Consider the following 17,614-nt stretch of genomic DNA (forward strand, 5'->3'; position numbering starts at 1 on the left):
TCAACTTCCGGTCACCTCCTGCCGCGCGACGGCGGACAGGGCCTCCCGCAGGTGTTCGACGACGGGCCCGAGGTGCGGGTCCTGCATCAGCTCGTGGTGGCCACCTGGGACTGAGTGGACGTCCAGGCCGCCGCGCACCAGGGGCTCCCAGCCGCGGTGAGAAGGAATCGTGGAGGCGGCTTCACTGGCGCTGAGGAGCAGGGCGGTGCCGTCGTAGGGCCGGGGCACGTACTTCTCGTGGGCGAAGAGGTTGGCCCGGAAGACGTTGAAGAGGGCGCGCAGCTGGGCCGGGCCGGAGTGCGCGTCGAGGATGCGCGCCTGGAGCCCTTGGTGCAGCAGGTGGCCCAGCATCGAGTCGTCGTCCTGTGCCAGGGCTTCGTCCGGGGCGGAGAGGTGCTGGCCGAAGGCGGTGGCGGTGGCATGGGCGAAGGCGAGCCTGGCGCGGGCCTCGGCGTCGAGGTGCGTGTCTGACTCAGACGGCTTCGTGAGGCCAGGGGTGTGGGCGTCGATGAGGGCGAGCAAAGCCACGGCTTCGCCAGCCTCGCGCAGGCGGCGGGCCATCTCGTAGGCGATGACGCCGCCGAGGGACCAGCCCCCCAGTTGGTAGGGGCCGTGAGGCTGCACGGTGCGGACGGCTTCGAGGTAGAGGGAGGCCATCTCCTCAATGGACTCGACGACGGGTCGTCCGTCGAGGCCGCGGGACTGGAGGCCGTAGACGGGGAGGGAGGGGCCCAGGCGGCGCGCCAGCTCCGAGTAGGCGAGGACGTTGCCGCCACCGGGGTGGACGAGGAAGAGGGGGCGGTTTCCAGGCTCACCACGCTCTAGCGGGACAAGGGGCGTCCAGGCCTGGGAGTCGTCGCGCAGCACCTGGGCGAGCTGCTCGATGGTGGGCTGCTGGAAGAGGACGGAGAGGGGAAGACTGAGGCCGAGCTGCTCGCGGATGGAGGCCACCATGCGAACGGCAAGCAGGGAGTGGCCACCCAACTCGAAGAAGCTGGAGCGGACGCCGACGGAGTGGACACCGAGGACGTCCTCCCAGATGCGGGCGAGCTGCATTTCGAGCGCATCGCGGGGCGCAACGAAATCCCGGGCCTCAGTGGCGTGGGCGTTGGGCTCCGGCAGGGCCTTTCTGTCCACCTTGCCGTTGGCATTGAGGGGCAGGGCTTCCAGCACCAAGAGGGCCGACGGCACCATGTACTCCGGCAGCCGCTGCTTGAGGCTTGCCTTGAGCGCATCCGCGTCCAAGGCGCTGCCGTCGCGTGCGGTGACGTAGCCGATGAGACGCTTGTCCGCGTCCGTGCCTCGGGCGACGACGACGGCCTCATGGACGCCGTCGAAGGCACGCAGGGCGGCTTCGATTTCCCCCAACTCAATGCGGAAGCCACGCACCTTCACCTGGAAGTCGACGCGGCCCAGGAAGTCGATGGTGCCGTCCTCCTTCCAGCGGGCCTTGTCACCCGTGCGGTAGAGGCGCTCGCCCGGGGAGGAGGCGAACGGGTGCGGGAGGAAGCGCTCCGCGGTGAGCTCCGGCCGGTGGAGGTAACCCCAGGCGAGGCCCTGGCCACCGACATACACCTCACCCGCGACGCCGGTGGGCACCGGGTGGAGGGAGGCGTCGAGCACGTAGACGGTGGAGTTGGAGAGGGGCCGGCCAATGGGGATGGCGCCTTCCACGCGGGAGTCATGCCGCAGGGAGAAGGTGGTGGAGAAGGTGGTGTTCTCCGTGGGGCCGTAGCCGTTGATGAAGGTGGAGCCTTCGGGGAGGCGGGCGAGGTGCTCGCGCACGCGGGAGGCGGGCAGCACGTCGCCGCCAGCGAGAACCTGGCGCACGGCCGCGAGGGCCTCCGCCTGGTGGAGGGCCATCTGCTCGAAGAGGGCTGCGGTGAGCCAGAGAGACGTCACGCGGTGGTGGCGCAGTTGGGCGGCCAATTCCTCCAGGGAGAGGGAGTGGGGCGGAGCGAGGACGAGCTTCGCGCCATGCAGCAGCGCGCCCCAGATTTCGAGGGTGGAGGCGTCGAAGGCAACCGGAGCGAATTGCAGCCAGACTTCCTCGGGCCCGAAGCGCATGAAGGTGCTGCCGAGCACCAGGCGGGTAATGCCCCGGTGAGGCACGCAGACGCCCTTGGGGCGGCCGGTGGAGCCCGAGGTGAACATGACGTAGGCGAGGGCTTCACCGTCCACGCGGACGTCGGGTGCATGCGTAGGCAGGGCGGCGAGGGCGTCCTGCTGTGCATCCAGCCACACGCGGGTGCAGGAAGCAGGCAGCAGCGACGCGAAGGGCTGGTGCGTGAGCACCACACCGACGTCGGCGTCCTCCAGCATCGCGGCGATTCGCTCCACCGGCGCGTTGCGGTCCACGGGCACGAAGGCCGCGCCCGCCTTGAGGATGGCGAGGAGCGCCGTCACCAACTCGAAGGACCGTTCGACAGCGAGACCCACGCGTGCACCCGGTGCGATGCCCAAAGCACGCAGGTGGTGAGCCAGCTGGTTGGCCCGGGTTTCGACCTGTCCATAGGTCAGCGAATCATCCCCCAGCACCAGGGCCACCGCATCGGGTGTGCGCTGAGCCTGCCGGGCGAAGTGGACGTGGACGGGCACATCCGTCGGACTGGTGACGGTCGTGTCGTTCCACTCGAAGAGCAGACGCCGACGCTCCTCCTCCGCCAGAAGGGGCAACTCAGCCACGGACAGCTCGGGCTGTGCGGCCACGGCCTCCAGCAGGGTGCGCAGATGGCTGGCTATGCGCTCCACGGTGCTCTGCTCGAAGAGTGCGGTGCTGTACTCCAGCGTGCCGCGCAGTCCTTCGGACGTCTCGGAGAAGAAGACGCTCACGTCGAACTTCGAAGTCGAGTGCGTGGCCTCCAGGCCTCGCAGACGAAGCTTTGGCAGGCGTACGTCTGCGGTGGGGACGTTCTGTAGCGCGAGCAGCGTCTGGAAGAGAGGCGTGTGGCTGAGGCTGCGAGTCGGCTGCAGGGCCTCCACCAGCTTCTCGAAGGGCACCTCCTGGTGCTCGTACGCGTCCAGCACCGTGGCGCGCACCTGCTTGAGCAACGAGCGGAAGGACTGGCCTGCCTCCACCCGGGCCCGAAGCACGAGGGTGTTGACGAAGAAGCCGATGAGGCCCTCCGTCTCCGCGCGGGTGCGGCCGGCGATGGGCGAGCCCACGCTGATGTCCTGCTGGCCTGTGTAGCGCGACAGCAGGCCCTGCCACGCGGCCAGCAGCACCATGAAGAGCGAGCCGCCCTCCTGGTGAGCCAGCGTCTTGAGGGCTTCCGTCAACTCCCTCGTCAGGGTGAAGCCGAACGTGGCGCCCGCGGTGCTGCGGACGGCCGGACGCGGCCTGTCGGTGGGCAGCTCCAGCACGGCGGGGGCGCCAGAGAGTTTCTCCTCCCAGTAGGCCACTTCCCGTCGCAGCGCCTCGCCTGAAAGCGTGCGGCGCTGCCAGGCCGCGTAGTCCGCGTACTGCACGGGCAGGGCGGGCAGAGGCGAAGGCTGGCCCGAGGAGAAGGCCGCGTAGAGGGCCGTGACTTCCCGCACCAGCACACCGAGGGACCAGCCGTCGGAGACGATGTGGTGCAGGGTGACGACGAGGACGTGCTCGGCTTCGGAGAGCTTGAAGAGCAGCGTGCGGATGAGCGGCCCGGTGCGCAAGTCGAAGGGCCGGCGCATCTCCTCTTCAACGCGCAGCCGCGCCTCGGGCTCGCGCTGAGCGTCCGGCACGTCCGAGAGGTCCACCAGGCCCAGGGGCGCAAGGCCCTCGGAGTGGATGTGCTGGACGGGCTCTCCTCCCGCTTGGGTGAAGGTGGTGCGCAGGGCGTCGTGGCGGTGCACGACTTCCTGGAGGGCCCGCTCCAGCACGTCCACGCGCAACGGGCCTTCCAGTCGGACGGCGACGGGCACGTTGTAGAGGGGGCTGCCCGGCTCAAGCTGGTCAATGAGCCACAGCCGCTGCTGGGCGAAGGAGAGGGGCAGCGGGCCGTCATGGGTGACGCGGGTGAGCGGTGAGGTGCTGGTGCGGGTGAGGCCAGTCAGACGATTCGCGAGCGCCTCGACGGTGGGAGACTCGAAGAGGGCGCGCAGAGGGAGTTCCACGTTGAACTCCGCGCGCACGCGCGACACCACCTGGGTGGCCAGGAGGGAGTGTCCACCCAGCTCGAAGAAGGAGTCCTTCACGCCGACCTGGGGCAGGCGAAGGACTTCCGCCCAGATGGAGGCCAACTTCGCTTCGGTTTCCGTGCGAGGCGCTTCGTAGGTACTGCCGGACTGAGGCGCCTCGGGCTCCGGGAGGGCCTTGCGATCCACCTTGCCGTTGGAGTTGAGGGGGAGTGCGTCGAGGACGAGGAGCGCGGAAGGAACCATGTACTCGGGCAACTGCTGCCGGAGGTGGGCCTTGAGAGTCTCAGAGTCGAGCGTGTGGCCGTCACGAGCGGTGACGTAGGCGACGAGGCGCTTGTCGGTGGCCTCGCCCTTGGCGACGACGACCGCGTCCTTGAGGCCTGGAGCACGGCGAAGCGCTGCTTCGATTTCACCCAGCTCGATGCGGAAGCCGCGCACCTTCACCTGGAAGTCGATGCGACCGAGGTACTCCAGGCGCCCGTCGGGGCGGTAACGGACGCGGTCGCCTGTGCGGTACATGCGGCCGCCCGGAGGACCGAAGGGCTCGGGGACGAAGCGCTCCGCGGTGAGGTCCGGGCGCAGCAGGTAGCCACGTGCCTGGCCTTCACCCGCGAGGTACAACTCGCCCGCGACACCGACAGGCACCGGTTGCAGCGAAGCATCCAGCACGTACGCCCGCGTGGCGGGCAACGGCCGACCGATGAGAGGCACTTCGTCACGGCCGACGAGAGAGGCGGTGGAGTAGGTGGTGTCCTCTGAGGGGCCGTAGAGGTTGTAGAGCTTCTGCACCGTCGGGACGGCGTAGACCTGCTTCGCGAGTGTCTCGGGCAGGGCTTCACCGGCGAGGTTGACGACGCGCACACTCGGAGGGACCGCACCGAGGCGCAGCAGTTGCGCCATGGCGGAGGGGACGGTGTTGACGAGGGTGACGTGCGAAGCGGTGGGCAGCTCCGCCAGGTGCAGGGCATTGCGCGCCACCACTACCGCACCACCGCTGCTCAGCGGGGCGAAGAGTTCGAAGACGGAGAGGTCGAAGTTGAGGCTCGTCGCGGCGAGGGTGCCCTTCAGTTCCGCCGGGGAGAAAGTCTCCAAGGCCCAGTGGAGGAAGGAGACGGCGTTGCCATGAGAGATGGCGACGCCCTTGGGGCGGCCCGTACTGCCGGAGGTGTAGATGAGGTAGGCGAGGTGGCCCGGGTGGATGGCCACCGCAGGAGCCGTCGTCGGCTGCTTCGCCAGCTCCACATCCGAGTCGAGGCACACCGGCGTGGCGGCAGTCTCCGGCAGCGCAGAGAGCAGATGAGAGTGCGCGACGAGGGCGGGGCCCTGGGCGTCCTCCAGCAGCCAGCCCAGGCGCTCACGCGGGTAGCTGGGGTCCAGCGGCACGTAGGCGCCACCGGCCTTGAGGATGCCGAGGACACCGACGAGGAGGTCCTCGGTGCGTTCGACGCAGAGGCCGACGCGGACTTCGGGCCCGACTCCCAGGCCACGCAGACGGTGAGCGAGCTGATTGGCCTTCGCGTCCAGCTCCCGGTACGTCAACTGACGCTCGGGCGTGATGACGGCGACCGCGTCCGGTGTACGGCGCACCTGGGCCTCTACCATCGCGGGGATGCTGGACTCACGCGGCTCCCGCGAGGCGGGCGGATTCCACTCGACGAGCAACTGCTGGCGCTCGGCTTTGCTGAGGAGCGGCAGGTCGCCCAGCTTCGTATCCGGACGCTTCGCGATGGCCTCAACCAGCATGCCGAAGTGGCCGGCCATGCGCTGAATGGTCGCCGCATCGAAGAGGTCCGTTGCGTACTCCAGCGTCCCGACGAATCCGTCCCGGCCTTCGCGCAGGCCGAGCGAAAGGTCGAACTTCGCGAAGTGGGCCTCCAGCGGCAGGGCCTGGAAGGACAGGCCCGGCAGACGCAGTGCCTCGGTGGGCGTGTTCTGCAGGACGAACATGGCCTGGAAGAGCGGGCTTCGGCTCAGGTCGCGCACGGGCTGCACGGCCTCAACGAGCTTCTCGAAGGGCAGGTGCTGGTGCTCGAAGGCCGCGAACGTCGTGCCTCGCACCTGCGCCAACAGTTCACGGAATGACGAGCGCGGGTTCAGCTGTGCGCGCAGGACCAGCGTGTTGACGAAGAAGCCGATGAGGCCTTCGGTCTCCGCCTGGGTGCGGCCGGCAATCGGTGTGCCCACGCTGATGTCGTCTTGCGCCGAGTAGCGCGACAGCAACACCTGGAACGCCGCAAGCAACGTCATGAAGGGCGTGGCCCCTTCACGCTGGGACAGCGACTTGAGCGCGTAAGCGACTTCCGAGGAAATGCGCACGTCCACCGTGGCGCCGCGGTGCGACTGCACCGGAGGACGGGGGCGGTCCGTCGGCAACTCCAGCGCGGCCGGCGCTCCGGAGAGTTGCTGCTTCCAGAAATGGATCTGCGCATCCAGGGCCTCTCCCTGGAGCCAGTTCCGCTGCCATGCCGCGAAGTCCGCGTACTGCACGGGCAGCGGCGCCAGTGCTGGCGAGCTGCCGGTGGAGAACGCCGCGTAGAAGGTGGTCACTTCGCGAACCAGCACGCCCATGGACCAGCCGTCGGAGACGATGTGGTGCATCGTCACCAGAAGCAGGTGCGACTCGTCCGTCAGGCGCACCAGGGTGCTGCGCAGCAGCGGGCCTCGGGCAAGGTCGAAGGGCCGACGCGCCTCTTCATCGGCCAGCCGTCGCGCTTCTTCCTCGCGCAGTGCCTGCGGTCGAGCGGAGAGGTCGACGAGCGGCAGCGTCCACTCGCCAGGCGCGTGGACGGTCTGGATGGGCTGGTCCAGATGCTGGTGGAAGGTGGTGCGCAGGGCCTCGTGGCGCTGGACGAGCGCTTCGAAGGCACGGCGCAGGGCCTCCACGTCCAGGCGTCCAGTGAGCTGGAGCGCGGTGGGAATGTTGTAGGAGGCATCTCCGGGCTGGAGCTGATCCAAGAGCCACAGCCGCTGCTGTGTGAAGGACAGGGGCACCGGGCCGTCATGCGAGACGCGGGTGAGGTTCGGCGCATGGGTGCTTGCGCTTCCGTGCAGCCGTCCGGCCAGTGCCTCCACGGTGGGGGATTCGAAGAGGGCGCGCAGGGGGAGTTCCACGTTGAACTCCGCGCGCACGCGCGACACCACCTGGGTGGCCAGGAGGGAGTGGCCACCCAGCTCGAAGAAGGAGTCCTTCACGCCCACCTGGGGCAAGCGGAGGACTTCCGCCCAGATGGAGGCCAGCTTCGCTTCGGTTTCCGTGCGAGGCGCTTCGTAGGTACTGCCGGACTGAGGCGCCTCGGGCTCCGGGAGGGCCTTGCGGTCCACCTTGCCGTTGGAGTTGAGGGGCAGGGCTTCCAGCACCACGAAGGTGCCGGGCACCATGTACTCAGGGAGTCCCTGGCGCAGGTGGGCCTTGAGGGCTTCCACCTCCAGCGAAGCCTCCGCCTTGGGCGTGACGTAGGCGACGAGGCGCTTGTCGGCGGCTTCGCCCTTGGCGACGACGACTGCGTCCTTGAGGCCCGGAGCACGGCGAAGCGCTGCTTCGATTTCACCCAGCTCGATGCGGAAGCCGCGCACCTTCACCTGGAAGTCGATGCGGCCGAGGTACTCCAGGCACCCGTCGGGGCGGTAACGGACGCGGTCGCCCGTGCGGTACATGCGGCCGCCCGGAGGACCGAAGGGCTCGGGGACGAAGCGCTCCGCGGTGAGTTCCGGGCGCAGCAGGTAGCCACGCGCCTGGCCCTCACCCGCGAGGTACAGCTCACCGGCCACACCGACAGGCACCGGTTGCAGCGAAGTGTCCAGCACGTACGCCCGCGTTGCAGGCAGCGGCCGACCGATGAGAGGCACTTCGTCGCGGCCGACGAGCGAGGCGGTGGAGTAGGTGGTGTCCTCGGAAGGCCCGTAGAGGTTGTAGAGCTTCTGCACCGTTGGGACGGTGTAGACCTGCTTCGCGAGCGTCTCCGGCAGGGCCTCACCGGCAAGATTGACGACACGAACCGAGGGAGGCACCGCGCCGAGGCGCAGCAGTTGCGCCATGGCGGAGGGGACGGTGTTGACGAGGGTGACGTGCGAAGCGGTGGGCAGCTCCGCCAGGTGCAGGGCATTGCGCGCCACCACCACCGCGCCGCCACTGGAGAGAGGCGCGAAGAGTTCAAAGACGGAGAGGTCGAAGTTGAGGCTCGTCGCGGCGAGGGTGCCCTTCAGCTCCTCCGGGGAGAAAGTCTCCAGGGCCCAGTGGAGGAAGGAGACGGCGTTGCCATGGGAGATGGCGACGCCCTTGGGGCGGCCCGTGCTGCCGGAGGTGTAGATGAGGTAGGCGAGGTGGCCCGGGTGGATGTCCACCGCAGGAGTCGTCGTCGGCTGCTTCGCCAGCTCCACATCCGAGTCGAGGCACACCGGCGTGGCGGCAGTCTCCGGCAGCGCAGAGAGCAGATGCGAGTGCGAGACGAGTGCGGGGCCCTGGGCGTCCTCCAGTAGCCAGCCCAGGCGCTCACGCGGGTAGCTGGGGTCCAGCGGCACGTAGGCACCACCGGCCTTGAGGATGCCGAGAGTGCCGATGAGAAGGTCTTCAGTGCGTTCGACGCACAGGCCGACGCGGACTTCGGGCCCGACTCCCAGGCCGCGCAGACGGTGCGCAAGCTGATTGGCCTTCGCGTCCAGCTCCCGGTACGTCAACTGCCGCTCGGGCGTGATGACGGCGACCGCATCCGGCGTGCGGCGCACCTGGGCCTCCACCATCGCGGGGATGCTGGGCTCGCGAATCGCGTGTGACGACTTCGGGTTCCACTCGACGAGCAACTGCTGGCGCTCTGCCTGCGTCAGCAGCGGCAGCTCACCCAGTCTCGTCTCGGGCTTCGCGGCGATGGCCTCCAGCAGCACACTGAAGTGCCCCGCCATGCGCTGGATGGTCGCCGCGTCGAACAGGTCCGTCGCGTAATCGAACGTGCCGACGAATCCATCCCGGACTTCTCGCAGGCCGAGCGAGAGGTCGAACTTCGCGAAGTGGATCTCCAGCGGCAGGGCCTGGAAGGACAGGCCTGGCAGACGCAGTGTCTCCGTCGGCGTGTTCTGCAGGACGAACATGGCCTGGAAGAGCGGGCTTCGACTCAGGTCGCGCACGGGCTGCAGGGCTTCGACCAGCTTCTCGAACGGCACGTGCTGATGGTCGTAGGCCGCGAGCGTCGTGCCGCGCACCTGGGCCAACAATTCGCGGAATGTCGAGCGCGGGTTCAAGTGCGCGCGCAAAACCAGCGTGTTGATGAAGAAGCCGATGAGGCCTTCGGTCTCCGCCTGGGTGCGGCCCGCGATGGGCGTGCCGACGCTGATATCGTCCTGCGCGGAGTAGCGCGACAGCAACACCTGGAACGCTGCCAGCAACGTCATGAAGGGCGTGGCCCCTTCACGCTGGGACAGCGATTTGAGCGCCACCGCGACACGGGTCGGAATGCGCACGTCCAGCGTGGCGCCCCGGTGCGACTGCACGGGCGGACGCGGGTGGTCCGTAGGCAACTCCAGCGCGGCCGGCGCTCCGGAGAGCTGCTGCTTCCAGTAGCCCAGTTGCGCATCCAGGGCGTCTCCCTGGAGCCAGTTCCGCTGCCACGTCGCGAAGTCCGCGTACTGCACGGGCAGCGGCGCCAGTGCTGGCGAGCTGCCGGTGGAGAACGCCGCGTAGAAGGTGGCCACTTCGCGAACCAGCACGCCCATGGACCAGCCGTCGGAGACGATGTGGTGCATCGTCACCAGAAGCAGGTGCGACTCGTCCGTCAGGCGCACCAGGGTGCTGCGCAGCAGCGGGCCTCGGGCAAGGTCGAAGGGCCGACGCGCCTCTTCATCGGCCAGCCGTCGCGCTTCTTCCTCGCGCAGTGCCTGCGGTCGAGCGGAGAGGTCGACGAGCGGCAGCGTCCACTCGCCAGGCGCGTGGACGGTCTGGATGGGCTGGTCCAGATGCTGGTGGAAGGTGGTGCGCAGGGCCTCGTGGCGCTGGACGAGCGCTTCGAAGGCACGGCGCAGGGCCTCCACGTCCAGGCGTCCAGTGAGCTGGAGCGCGGTGGGAATGTTGTAGGAGGCGTCTCCGGGCTGGAGCTGATCCAAGAGCCACAGCCGCTGCTGCGCGAAGGACAGGGGCACCGGGCCGTCACGCGTGACGCGGGTGCGCGGCGGCAGGTGATGGTTCGGCGTGCTCGCCTGAATCCGCTCCGTGAGCGAAGCGACCGTGGGGGCTTCGAAGAGCGAACGCAGCAGCAGCTCCACGCGGAAGGTGGAACGCACGCGAGAGACGAGCTGGGTAGCCAGTAGCGAGTGGCCGCCCAACGCGAAGAAGTCGTCGTGGATGCCCACGCGCTCCACACGCAATACCTGCGCGAAGAGGGCCGCGAGCTGTTCCTCGGCGGGCGTGCGCGGCGCGACATAGCTGGACGCGAGCGCGGTGCCCTGCGGCGCGGGCAGGGCCTTGCGGTCCACCTTGCCGTTGGTGTTGAGCGGCAGCGCCTCCAGCACCAGCATCGCGGAGGGCACCATGTACTCAGGCAGGTGCTGCTTGAGGAAGGCACGCACTTCCGTGTCATCGAGGGACTGGCCTGCTTCGGGGACCAGGTACGCGACGAGCCGCTTGTCTCCGGGCACGTCCTCGCGGGCGAGGACGACAGCTTGATGCACGGCGGGATGCCGCAGCAGGCAGGACTCGATTTCGCCCAGCTCGATGCGGAAGCCACGGACCTTCACCTGGAAGTCGGCGCGGCCCAGGTAGTCGAGCATCCCATCCGCGCGCCAGCGCACCACGTCGCCGGTGCGGTAAAGGCGGGCGCCCGGGGTGGAGGCGAAGGCATCGGGGATGAAGCGGTCCGCCGTCAGCTCGGGGCGGTTGAGGTAGCCGCGGGCCACGCCCTCGCCGCCGATGAAGAGCTCGCCGGCGACACCGACGGGCACCGGGCGCAGCGTCTTGTCCAGCACGTAGACGCGGACGTTGGGCAGGGGCTTGCCGATGGTGGGGCTGGGGGAGTCCGCGAAGGCGCAGGCGGTGGCGTCGACGGTGCACTCGGTGGGGCCGTAGACGTTGAAGACGCGGGGACGAGGAGCCTGGGCGAGGGTGCGCCAGGTGGCGGGGTCAACCGCCTCCCCTCCGACGAGGACGCGGCGGGGGATGGAGGTGCGCTCCAGCAGGCCCTCATCCACCAGCAGACGCAGGTGCGCGGGAGAGCAGTCGAGGACGTCGAGCGAGTCCTGGGCGATGCGCTTCACCAGCTCACCGACGTCCGCGCGGGCTTCGTCGGGGACGATGCAGAGGGGATGGCCGTCGAGCACCTGGAGGAGCTGCTTGACGGAGGCGTCGAAGGAGAGGGGTGCGTTGACGCTGACGCGCTCCGCGGGCTGGGCCTCCGCGTGGACGGTGGAGGCGAGGGCGGTGCGCAGGTTCAGCACGGAGCGGTGCTGAATCATCACGCCCTTGGGACGGCCGGTGCTGCCGGAGGTGTAGATGATGTAGGCGAGGTGCTCGGGCGTGACGGATGTCACGGGCGCATGGGAGGGCTCAACGGAAAGCGAGTCCGCGTCGGAGTCCAGGCAGAGGGTGTGCGCGGAGTGCGGCGGCAGGGAGTCGCGAAGACGCTGTTGGGTGAGCACCACGGGAGCGCCCGTGTCGGCGAGGACGTGGGCGAGCCACTCGCGCGGGTAGCTGGGGTCGATGGGGACGTAGGCGCCACCGGCCTTGAGGATGCCGAGGATGCCGACGAGGGCCTCCACGGAGCGCTCCACGCACAGCACGGCGCGCACGTCGGGGCCGACGCCCAGCTGCACCAACCGGTGGGCGAGCTGATTGGCGCGGGCGTCCAACTCCCGGAAGGTGAGCTGCTCCTCCCGGCAGAGGACGGCCAGGGCGTCGGGAGTCCGAAGGGCCTGGGCGGCGAAGGCGTCATGGACGCAGAGGTCGCGAGAGAACTCCGCGCGGGGGCCGTTCCAGTCAACGAGGAGCTGCTGGCGCTCCGGCGGGGTGAGCAGGGGCAGGCTCGCGAGCGTCGAGTCCGGCCGCGCGGCGATGGCCTCCAGCAGCACGCCCAGGTGGCCCACCATGCGCTGCACGGTCGACGCGTCGAAGAGGTCCGTGGCGTACGTCAGCAGTCCGATGAAGCCCTGGGGCGACTCGACGAGGGTGAGCGTGAGGTCGAACTTGGCGGAACGGGTGTCCACCGGGACCGTCTGGAAGGACAGACCGGGGAGTCGCAGCGTCTCCGTGGGCGCGTTCTGCAGGGAGAACATCGCCTGGAAGAGCGCGCTGCGGCTCAGGTCGCGCGAGGGCTGGAGGACCTCCACCAGCTTCTCGAACGGCACGTGCTGGTGCTCGTAGGCCGCGAGCGTCGTGCGGCGCGCCTGGGCGAGGAACTCACGGAAGGTCGCTCGTGGATCCACCCGGCCGCGCAGCACCAGCGTGTTGACGAAGAAGCCGATGAGGCCTTCGGTCTCCCCATGGGTGCGGCCGGCGATGGGCGTGCCCACGTTGATGTCGTCCTGGCCAGAGTAGCGCGACAACAGCAACTGCCAGGCCGCGAGCAGCAGCATGAAGGGCGTGGCGCCCTCCTGCTGGGCCAGGGCCTTGAGGGACTCGGAGACCTGCGCCGGGACTCGCACGTCCACGGTCGCGCCCCGGCGTGACTGCACCGGCGGACGCGGACGGTCCGTGGGCAGGTCCAGCGCGGACGGCGCCCCCGCGAGCTGCTGCTTCCAATAACCCAGCTGCGCGTCCAGGGCCTCGCCCTGGAGCCAGCCTCGCTGCCACATCGCGAAGTCCGCGTACTGCATGGGCAGCGGCGGAAGGGAGGCCGGCCGACCGGTGCTGAAGGCCTCGTAGAACGCCGCCACCTCGCGGACCAGGATGCCCATCGACCAGCCGTCGGAGACGATGTGGTGCATCGTCAGCAACAACAGGTGCAAGTCCTGCCCCAACCTCACCACGGTGCTGCGCAGCAGCGGACCCGTGGAGAGATGGAAGGGACGCCGGGCCTCCGTGACCGCCGCGCGCTGGGCTTCTTCCTCGCGCTGCGACTCGGGCAGCGACGTCAGGTCGATGAGGGGCAGCTCCCAACGCGAGGGCTCCTGGATGCATTGCGCAGGTTCCTCCTCGGCCGTGGAGAGCGTGGTGCGCAGGGACTCGTGGCGCTCCACCAGCGCTTCGAAGGCGCGGCGCAACGCCTCCATGTCCACCTGGCCCGTCAGCCGCAGCGCGGTGGGGATGTTGTACGAGATGTCTCCCGGCTGGAGCTGATCCAGCAGCCAGAGGCGCTGCTGGGCGAAGGACAGCGGAATGGCGCCTTCGCGCGACATGGGCCGCAGCGGCGGCCCCCGCAGCGCGGCGGACCGGGCCTCCACGAGCTTCGGCGCCAGTGCCTCGACGGTGGGCGCCTCGAAGAGGACTCGCAGCGGCAGCTCCACGCGGAAGGTGGACCGCACGCGCGAGACGAGCTGGGTGGCCAGCAGCGAGTGTCCGCCCAACGCGAAGAAGTCATCGTGGAGGCCCACCCGCTCCACGCGGAGGACCTCGGCGAAGAGGCCCGCGAGCTGGGCCTCGGTGGGCGTGCGCGGCGGGACGTAGGCGGAGCTCCGAGGCGTGTTTCCAGGCTCCGGCAAGGCCTTGCGGTCCACCTTGCCATTGGCGTTGAGCGGCAGCGCGTCCAGCACCACGAAGGCCGACGGCACCATGTACTCCGGCAGCCGCTGCTTGAGGCTGGCCCTGAGCGCGTCAGGGGTTGGCGCATGGCCCGCGCCCGCGGTGACGTAGCCGACGAGGCGCTTGTCCGCGCCGGTACCCCGGGCCACGACGACCGCTTCGTTGACGCCGGTGGCCGCGCGCAGCGCGGTCTCGATTTCGCCCAGCTCGATGCGGAAGCCACGCACCTTCACCTGGAAGTCGACGCGGCCCAGGAAGTCGAGCGTGCCGTCCTCCCTCCAGCGGGCCTGGTCACCCGTGCGGTAGAGGCGCTCGCCCGGAGTGGAGGTGAACGGGTGCGGGAGGAAGCGCTCCGCGGTCAGCTCCGGCCGGTGCAGGTAGCCCCAGGCGAGGCCCGGGCCGCCGACGAAGAGCTCGCCCGCGATGCCCACGGGCACCGGTTGCAGGCGCGTGTCGAGCACGTAGACCGTGGAGTTGGAGAGCGGCCGGCCAATGGGGATGGCGCCGTCCACGCTCGCGCCGTGACGCAGGGTGAAGGTGGTGGAGAGGGTCGTGTTCTCCGTGGGGCCGTAGGCGTTGACGAAGGTGGCGCCTTCCGGGAGGCGGGCGAGGTGCTCGCGCACGCGGTCCGCGGGCGCCACGTCGCCACCGGAGAGGATCTGACGCACGCCCGCGAGCGCCTCGCCCTGGTGCAGGGCCATCTGCTCGAAGAGCGCCGTCGTGAGGAACAGCGTGCTCACCTGGTGCTGGCGCAGCAGGGCGGCCAGCTCCTCCAGCGAGAAGGAGTGGGGCGGAGCGAGGACGAGCTTCGAGCCATTCAGCAGCGCGCCCCAGATTTCGAGCGTGGACGCGTCGAAGGCGATGGGCGCGGCGTGGAGCCAGACCTCCTCCGGCCCGGCGTGCATGAATGTGCCACCGAGCACCATGCGGGTGATGCCCCGGTGCGGCACACAGACGCCCTTGGGGCGGCCGGTGCTGCCGGAGGTGAACATGACGTACGCCATGGCCTCGCCGTCCACGCGGACGTCCGGGGCGTGCGTGGGCCGCGTGGCGATGACGTCGCGCTGCGCGTCCAGCCAGACGCGCGTGCCGGTGGCGGGCAGCAGGGAGGCGAAGGGCTGGTGGGTGATGACGACGTCGACGTCCGCATCCTCCAGCAGCGAGGCGATGCGTTCCACCGGGGCGTTGCGGTCCACGGGGACGTAGGTGGCACCCACCTTGAGGATGGCGAGGAGCGCCGCCACCAGGTCGAAGGACCGCTCGACGGCGAGCCCCACGCGCGCACCCGGAGCCATCCCGAGCCCGAGCAGGTGGTGGGCCAGCTGGTTCGCGCGCGCGTCCAACTGGGCATAGGTCAGGGTCGCGTCCCCCATGACCAGGGCGACGGCCTCCGGCGTGTGCCGCGCATGACGGGCGAAGTGGGCGTGGACAGGGATGTCCGTGGGGCTGGCGACGGTGGTGTCGTTCCACTCCACGAGGATGCGCTGCCGCTCCTCGCTGGAGAGGAGGGACAGCTCCGCCACGGGCTGCTCGGGCTTCGCGACCACGGCCTCCAGCAGCGAGAGCAGATGGCGGGCCATCCGCTCCATCGTGCTCCGCTTGAAGAGGGCGGTGCTGTACTCGAGCGAACCCACGAAGCCCTGGGGCGAGTCCTGCATTCCCAGGTTGAGGTCGAACTTGGCGGCGCGCCCTTCGGCGAACACCTGCTGGAAGGTGAGGCCGCGAACGCGCAGGTCCCCGGCGGGGGCGTTCTGGAGGGCGAACATCACCTGGAACAGCGGGCTGCGGCTCGCATCCCGAACGGGCTGGAGGGCCTCCACCAGCTTCTCGAACGGCAGGTGCTGATGCTCATAGGCCGCCAGCGTCGTGCTCCGCACCTGGGCCAGCAGCGTCTTGAAGGAGTCCTCCGGCGTCACGCGCGCGCGCAACACCAGCGTGTTGACGAAGAATCCGATGAGCCCCTCTGTCTCCGCCTGCGTGCGGCCCGCGATGGGCGAGCCCACGGTGAGGTCGTCCTGCGCGGAGTAGCGCGACAGCAGCACCTGGAACGCCGCGAGCAACACCATGAAGGGCGTGGCGCCCTCGCGCTGGGCCAGGGCCTTGAGCGCGTCGGACGTCGCCTGGGGAATCTGGACGGGGATGGCCGCGCCCTGGTGGGACTGGATGGCCGGACGCGGATGGTCGGTCGGCAGCTCCAGCGCGAACGCGGCCCCCGCGAGCTGGTGCTTCCAGTAGCCCAGCTGCGCGTCCAGCGTCTCCCCCTGGAGCCACTGGCGCTGCCGCTCCGCGAAGTCCGCGTACTGCACCGGCAGCGGGGCGAGCGTGGGCGTCTGGCCGGCGCTGAAGGCCTCGTAGAGGGTCACCAGCTCACGGACGAGCACGCCCATGGACCAGCCGTCGGAGACGATGTGGTGCATCGTCACCAGCAACAGGTGGTCCTCCTCGCCCAGCCGCACCAGGGTCGTGCGCAGGAGCGGCCCTCGCTCCAGGTGGAAGGGCTGGTTCGCTTCGCGGGTGATCCGGCGCTGGGCCTCGGCTTCGCGCTGCACGTCGGGCAGCGAGCTCAGGTCCACGCGAGGCAGAGTCCACGCACCCGGCGCGTGGATTTGCTGCGTGGCCTGTCCGTCCTTCTCGTGGAAGGTGGTGCGCAGGGATTCGTGACGGGCGATCAGGGACTCGAAGGCGCGCCGTAGCGACTCTACGTCCACCGGTCCCTTCAGCCGGAGCGCCGACGGGATGTTGTACGACGCATCCCCCGGCGTGAGCTGATCCAGGAACCAGAGGCGCTGCTGGGCGAAGGAGAGCGGCATGGCTCCCGACCGTGATGCGGGCCGGAGCACAGGCGTCCCCCGGACCGCCGCGGGCCGGGCCTCCGTGAGCTTCCGCGCGAGGGCGCTCACGGTCGGTGCATCGAAGAGCGCCCGCAGCGGCAGCTCCAGACCGAGCGTGGCCCGCACGCGCGAGACGAGCTGGGTGGCCAGGAGCGAGTGACCGCCGAGCGCGAAGAAGTCATCGTGGAGACCGACGCGCTCCACGCGGAGGACTTCCGCGAAGAGGGCGGCCAACTGCTTCTCGGTGGCGGTGCTCGGCGCGACGTAGGCGACGGCGTGCGAAGTCTCGTCGGGCTCGGGCAGGGCCTTTCTGTCCACCTTGCCGTTGGCATTGAGAGGCAGGGCTTCCAGCACCAAGAGGGCCGACGGAACCATGTACTCCGGCAGCCGCTGCTTGAGGCTTGCCTTGAGCGCATCCGCGTCCAAGGCGCTGCCGTCGCGTGCGGTGACGTAGCCGACGAGACGCTTGTCCGCATCCGTGCCTCGGGCCACGACGACGGCCTCATTGACGCCGTCGAAGGCACGCAGGGCGGCTTCGATTTCGCCCAACTCAATGCGGAAGCCACGCACCTTCACCTGGAAGTCGACGCGGCCCAGGAAGTCGATGGTGCCGTCCTCCTTCCAGCGGGCCTTGTCACCCGTGCGGTAGAGGCGCTCGCCCGGGGAGGAGGCGAACGGGTGCGGGAGGAAGCGCTCCGCGGTGAGCTCCGGCCGGTGGAGGTAACCCCAGGCGAGGCCCTGTCCACCGACATACACCTCACCCGCGACACCGGTGGGCACCGGGTGGAGGGAAGCGTCGAGCACGTAGATGGTGGAGTTGGAGAGGGGCCGGCCAATGGGAATGGCGCCTTCCACGCGGGAGTCATGCCGCAGGGGGAGGGTGGTGGAGAAGGTGGTGTTCTCCGTGGGGCCGTAGCCGTTGATGAAGGTGGAGCCTTCGGGGAGGCGGGCGAGGTGCTCGCGCACGCGGGAGGCGGGCAGCACGTCGCCACCGGCGAGAACCTGGCGCACG

The 17,614-nt window shown here is 69.6% G+C and carries 1 protein-coding gene (running past one end of the window); it reads right to left on the reverse strand.

What is annotated here, in order from left to right:
• Window positions 1-17,614, reverse strand: partial view of a non-ribosomal peptide synthetase gene (locus KYK13_RS13920; RefSeq protein WP_223644875.1) — the 3' portion only. It continues 11,732 nt past the right edge of the window; 17,614 of the gene's 29,346 nt are visible here — the last part of the coding sequence; its start codon lies off the right edge, out of view — the gene reads right to left on this strand; the stop codon is at window positions 1-3.

The sequence above is a fragment of the Corallococcus sp. EGB genome (genome assembly GCF_019968905.1).
GTDB lineage: Bacteria > Myxococcota > Myxococcia > Myxococcales > Myxococcaceae > Corallococcus.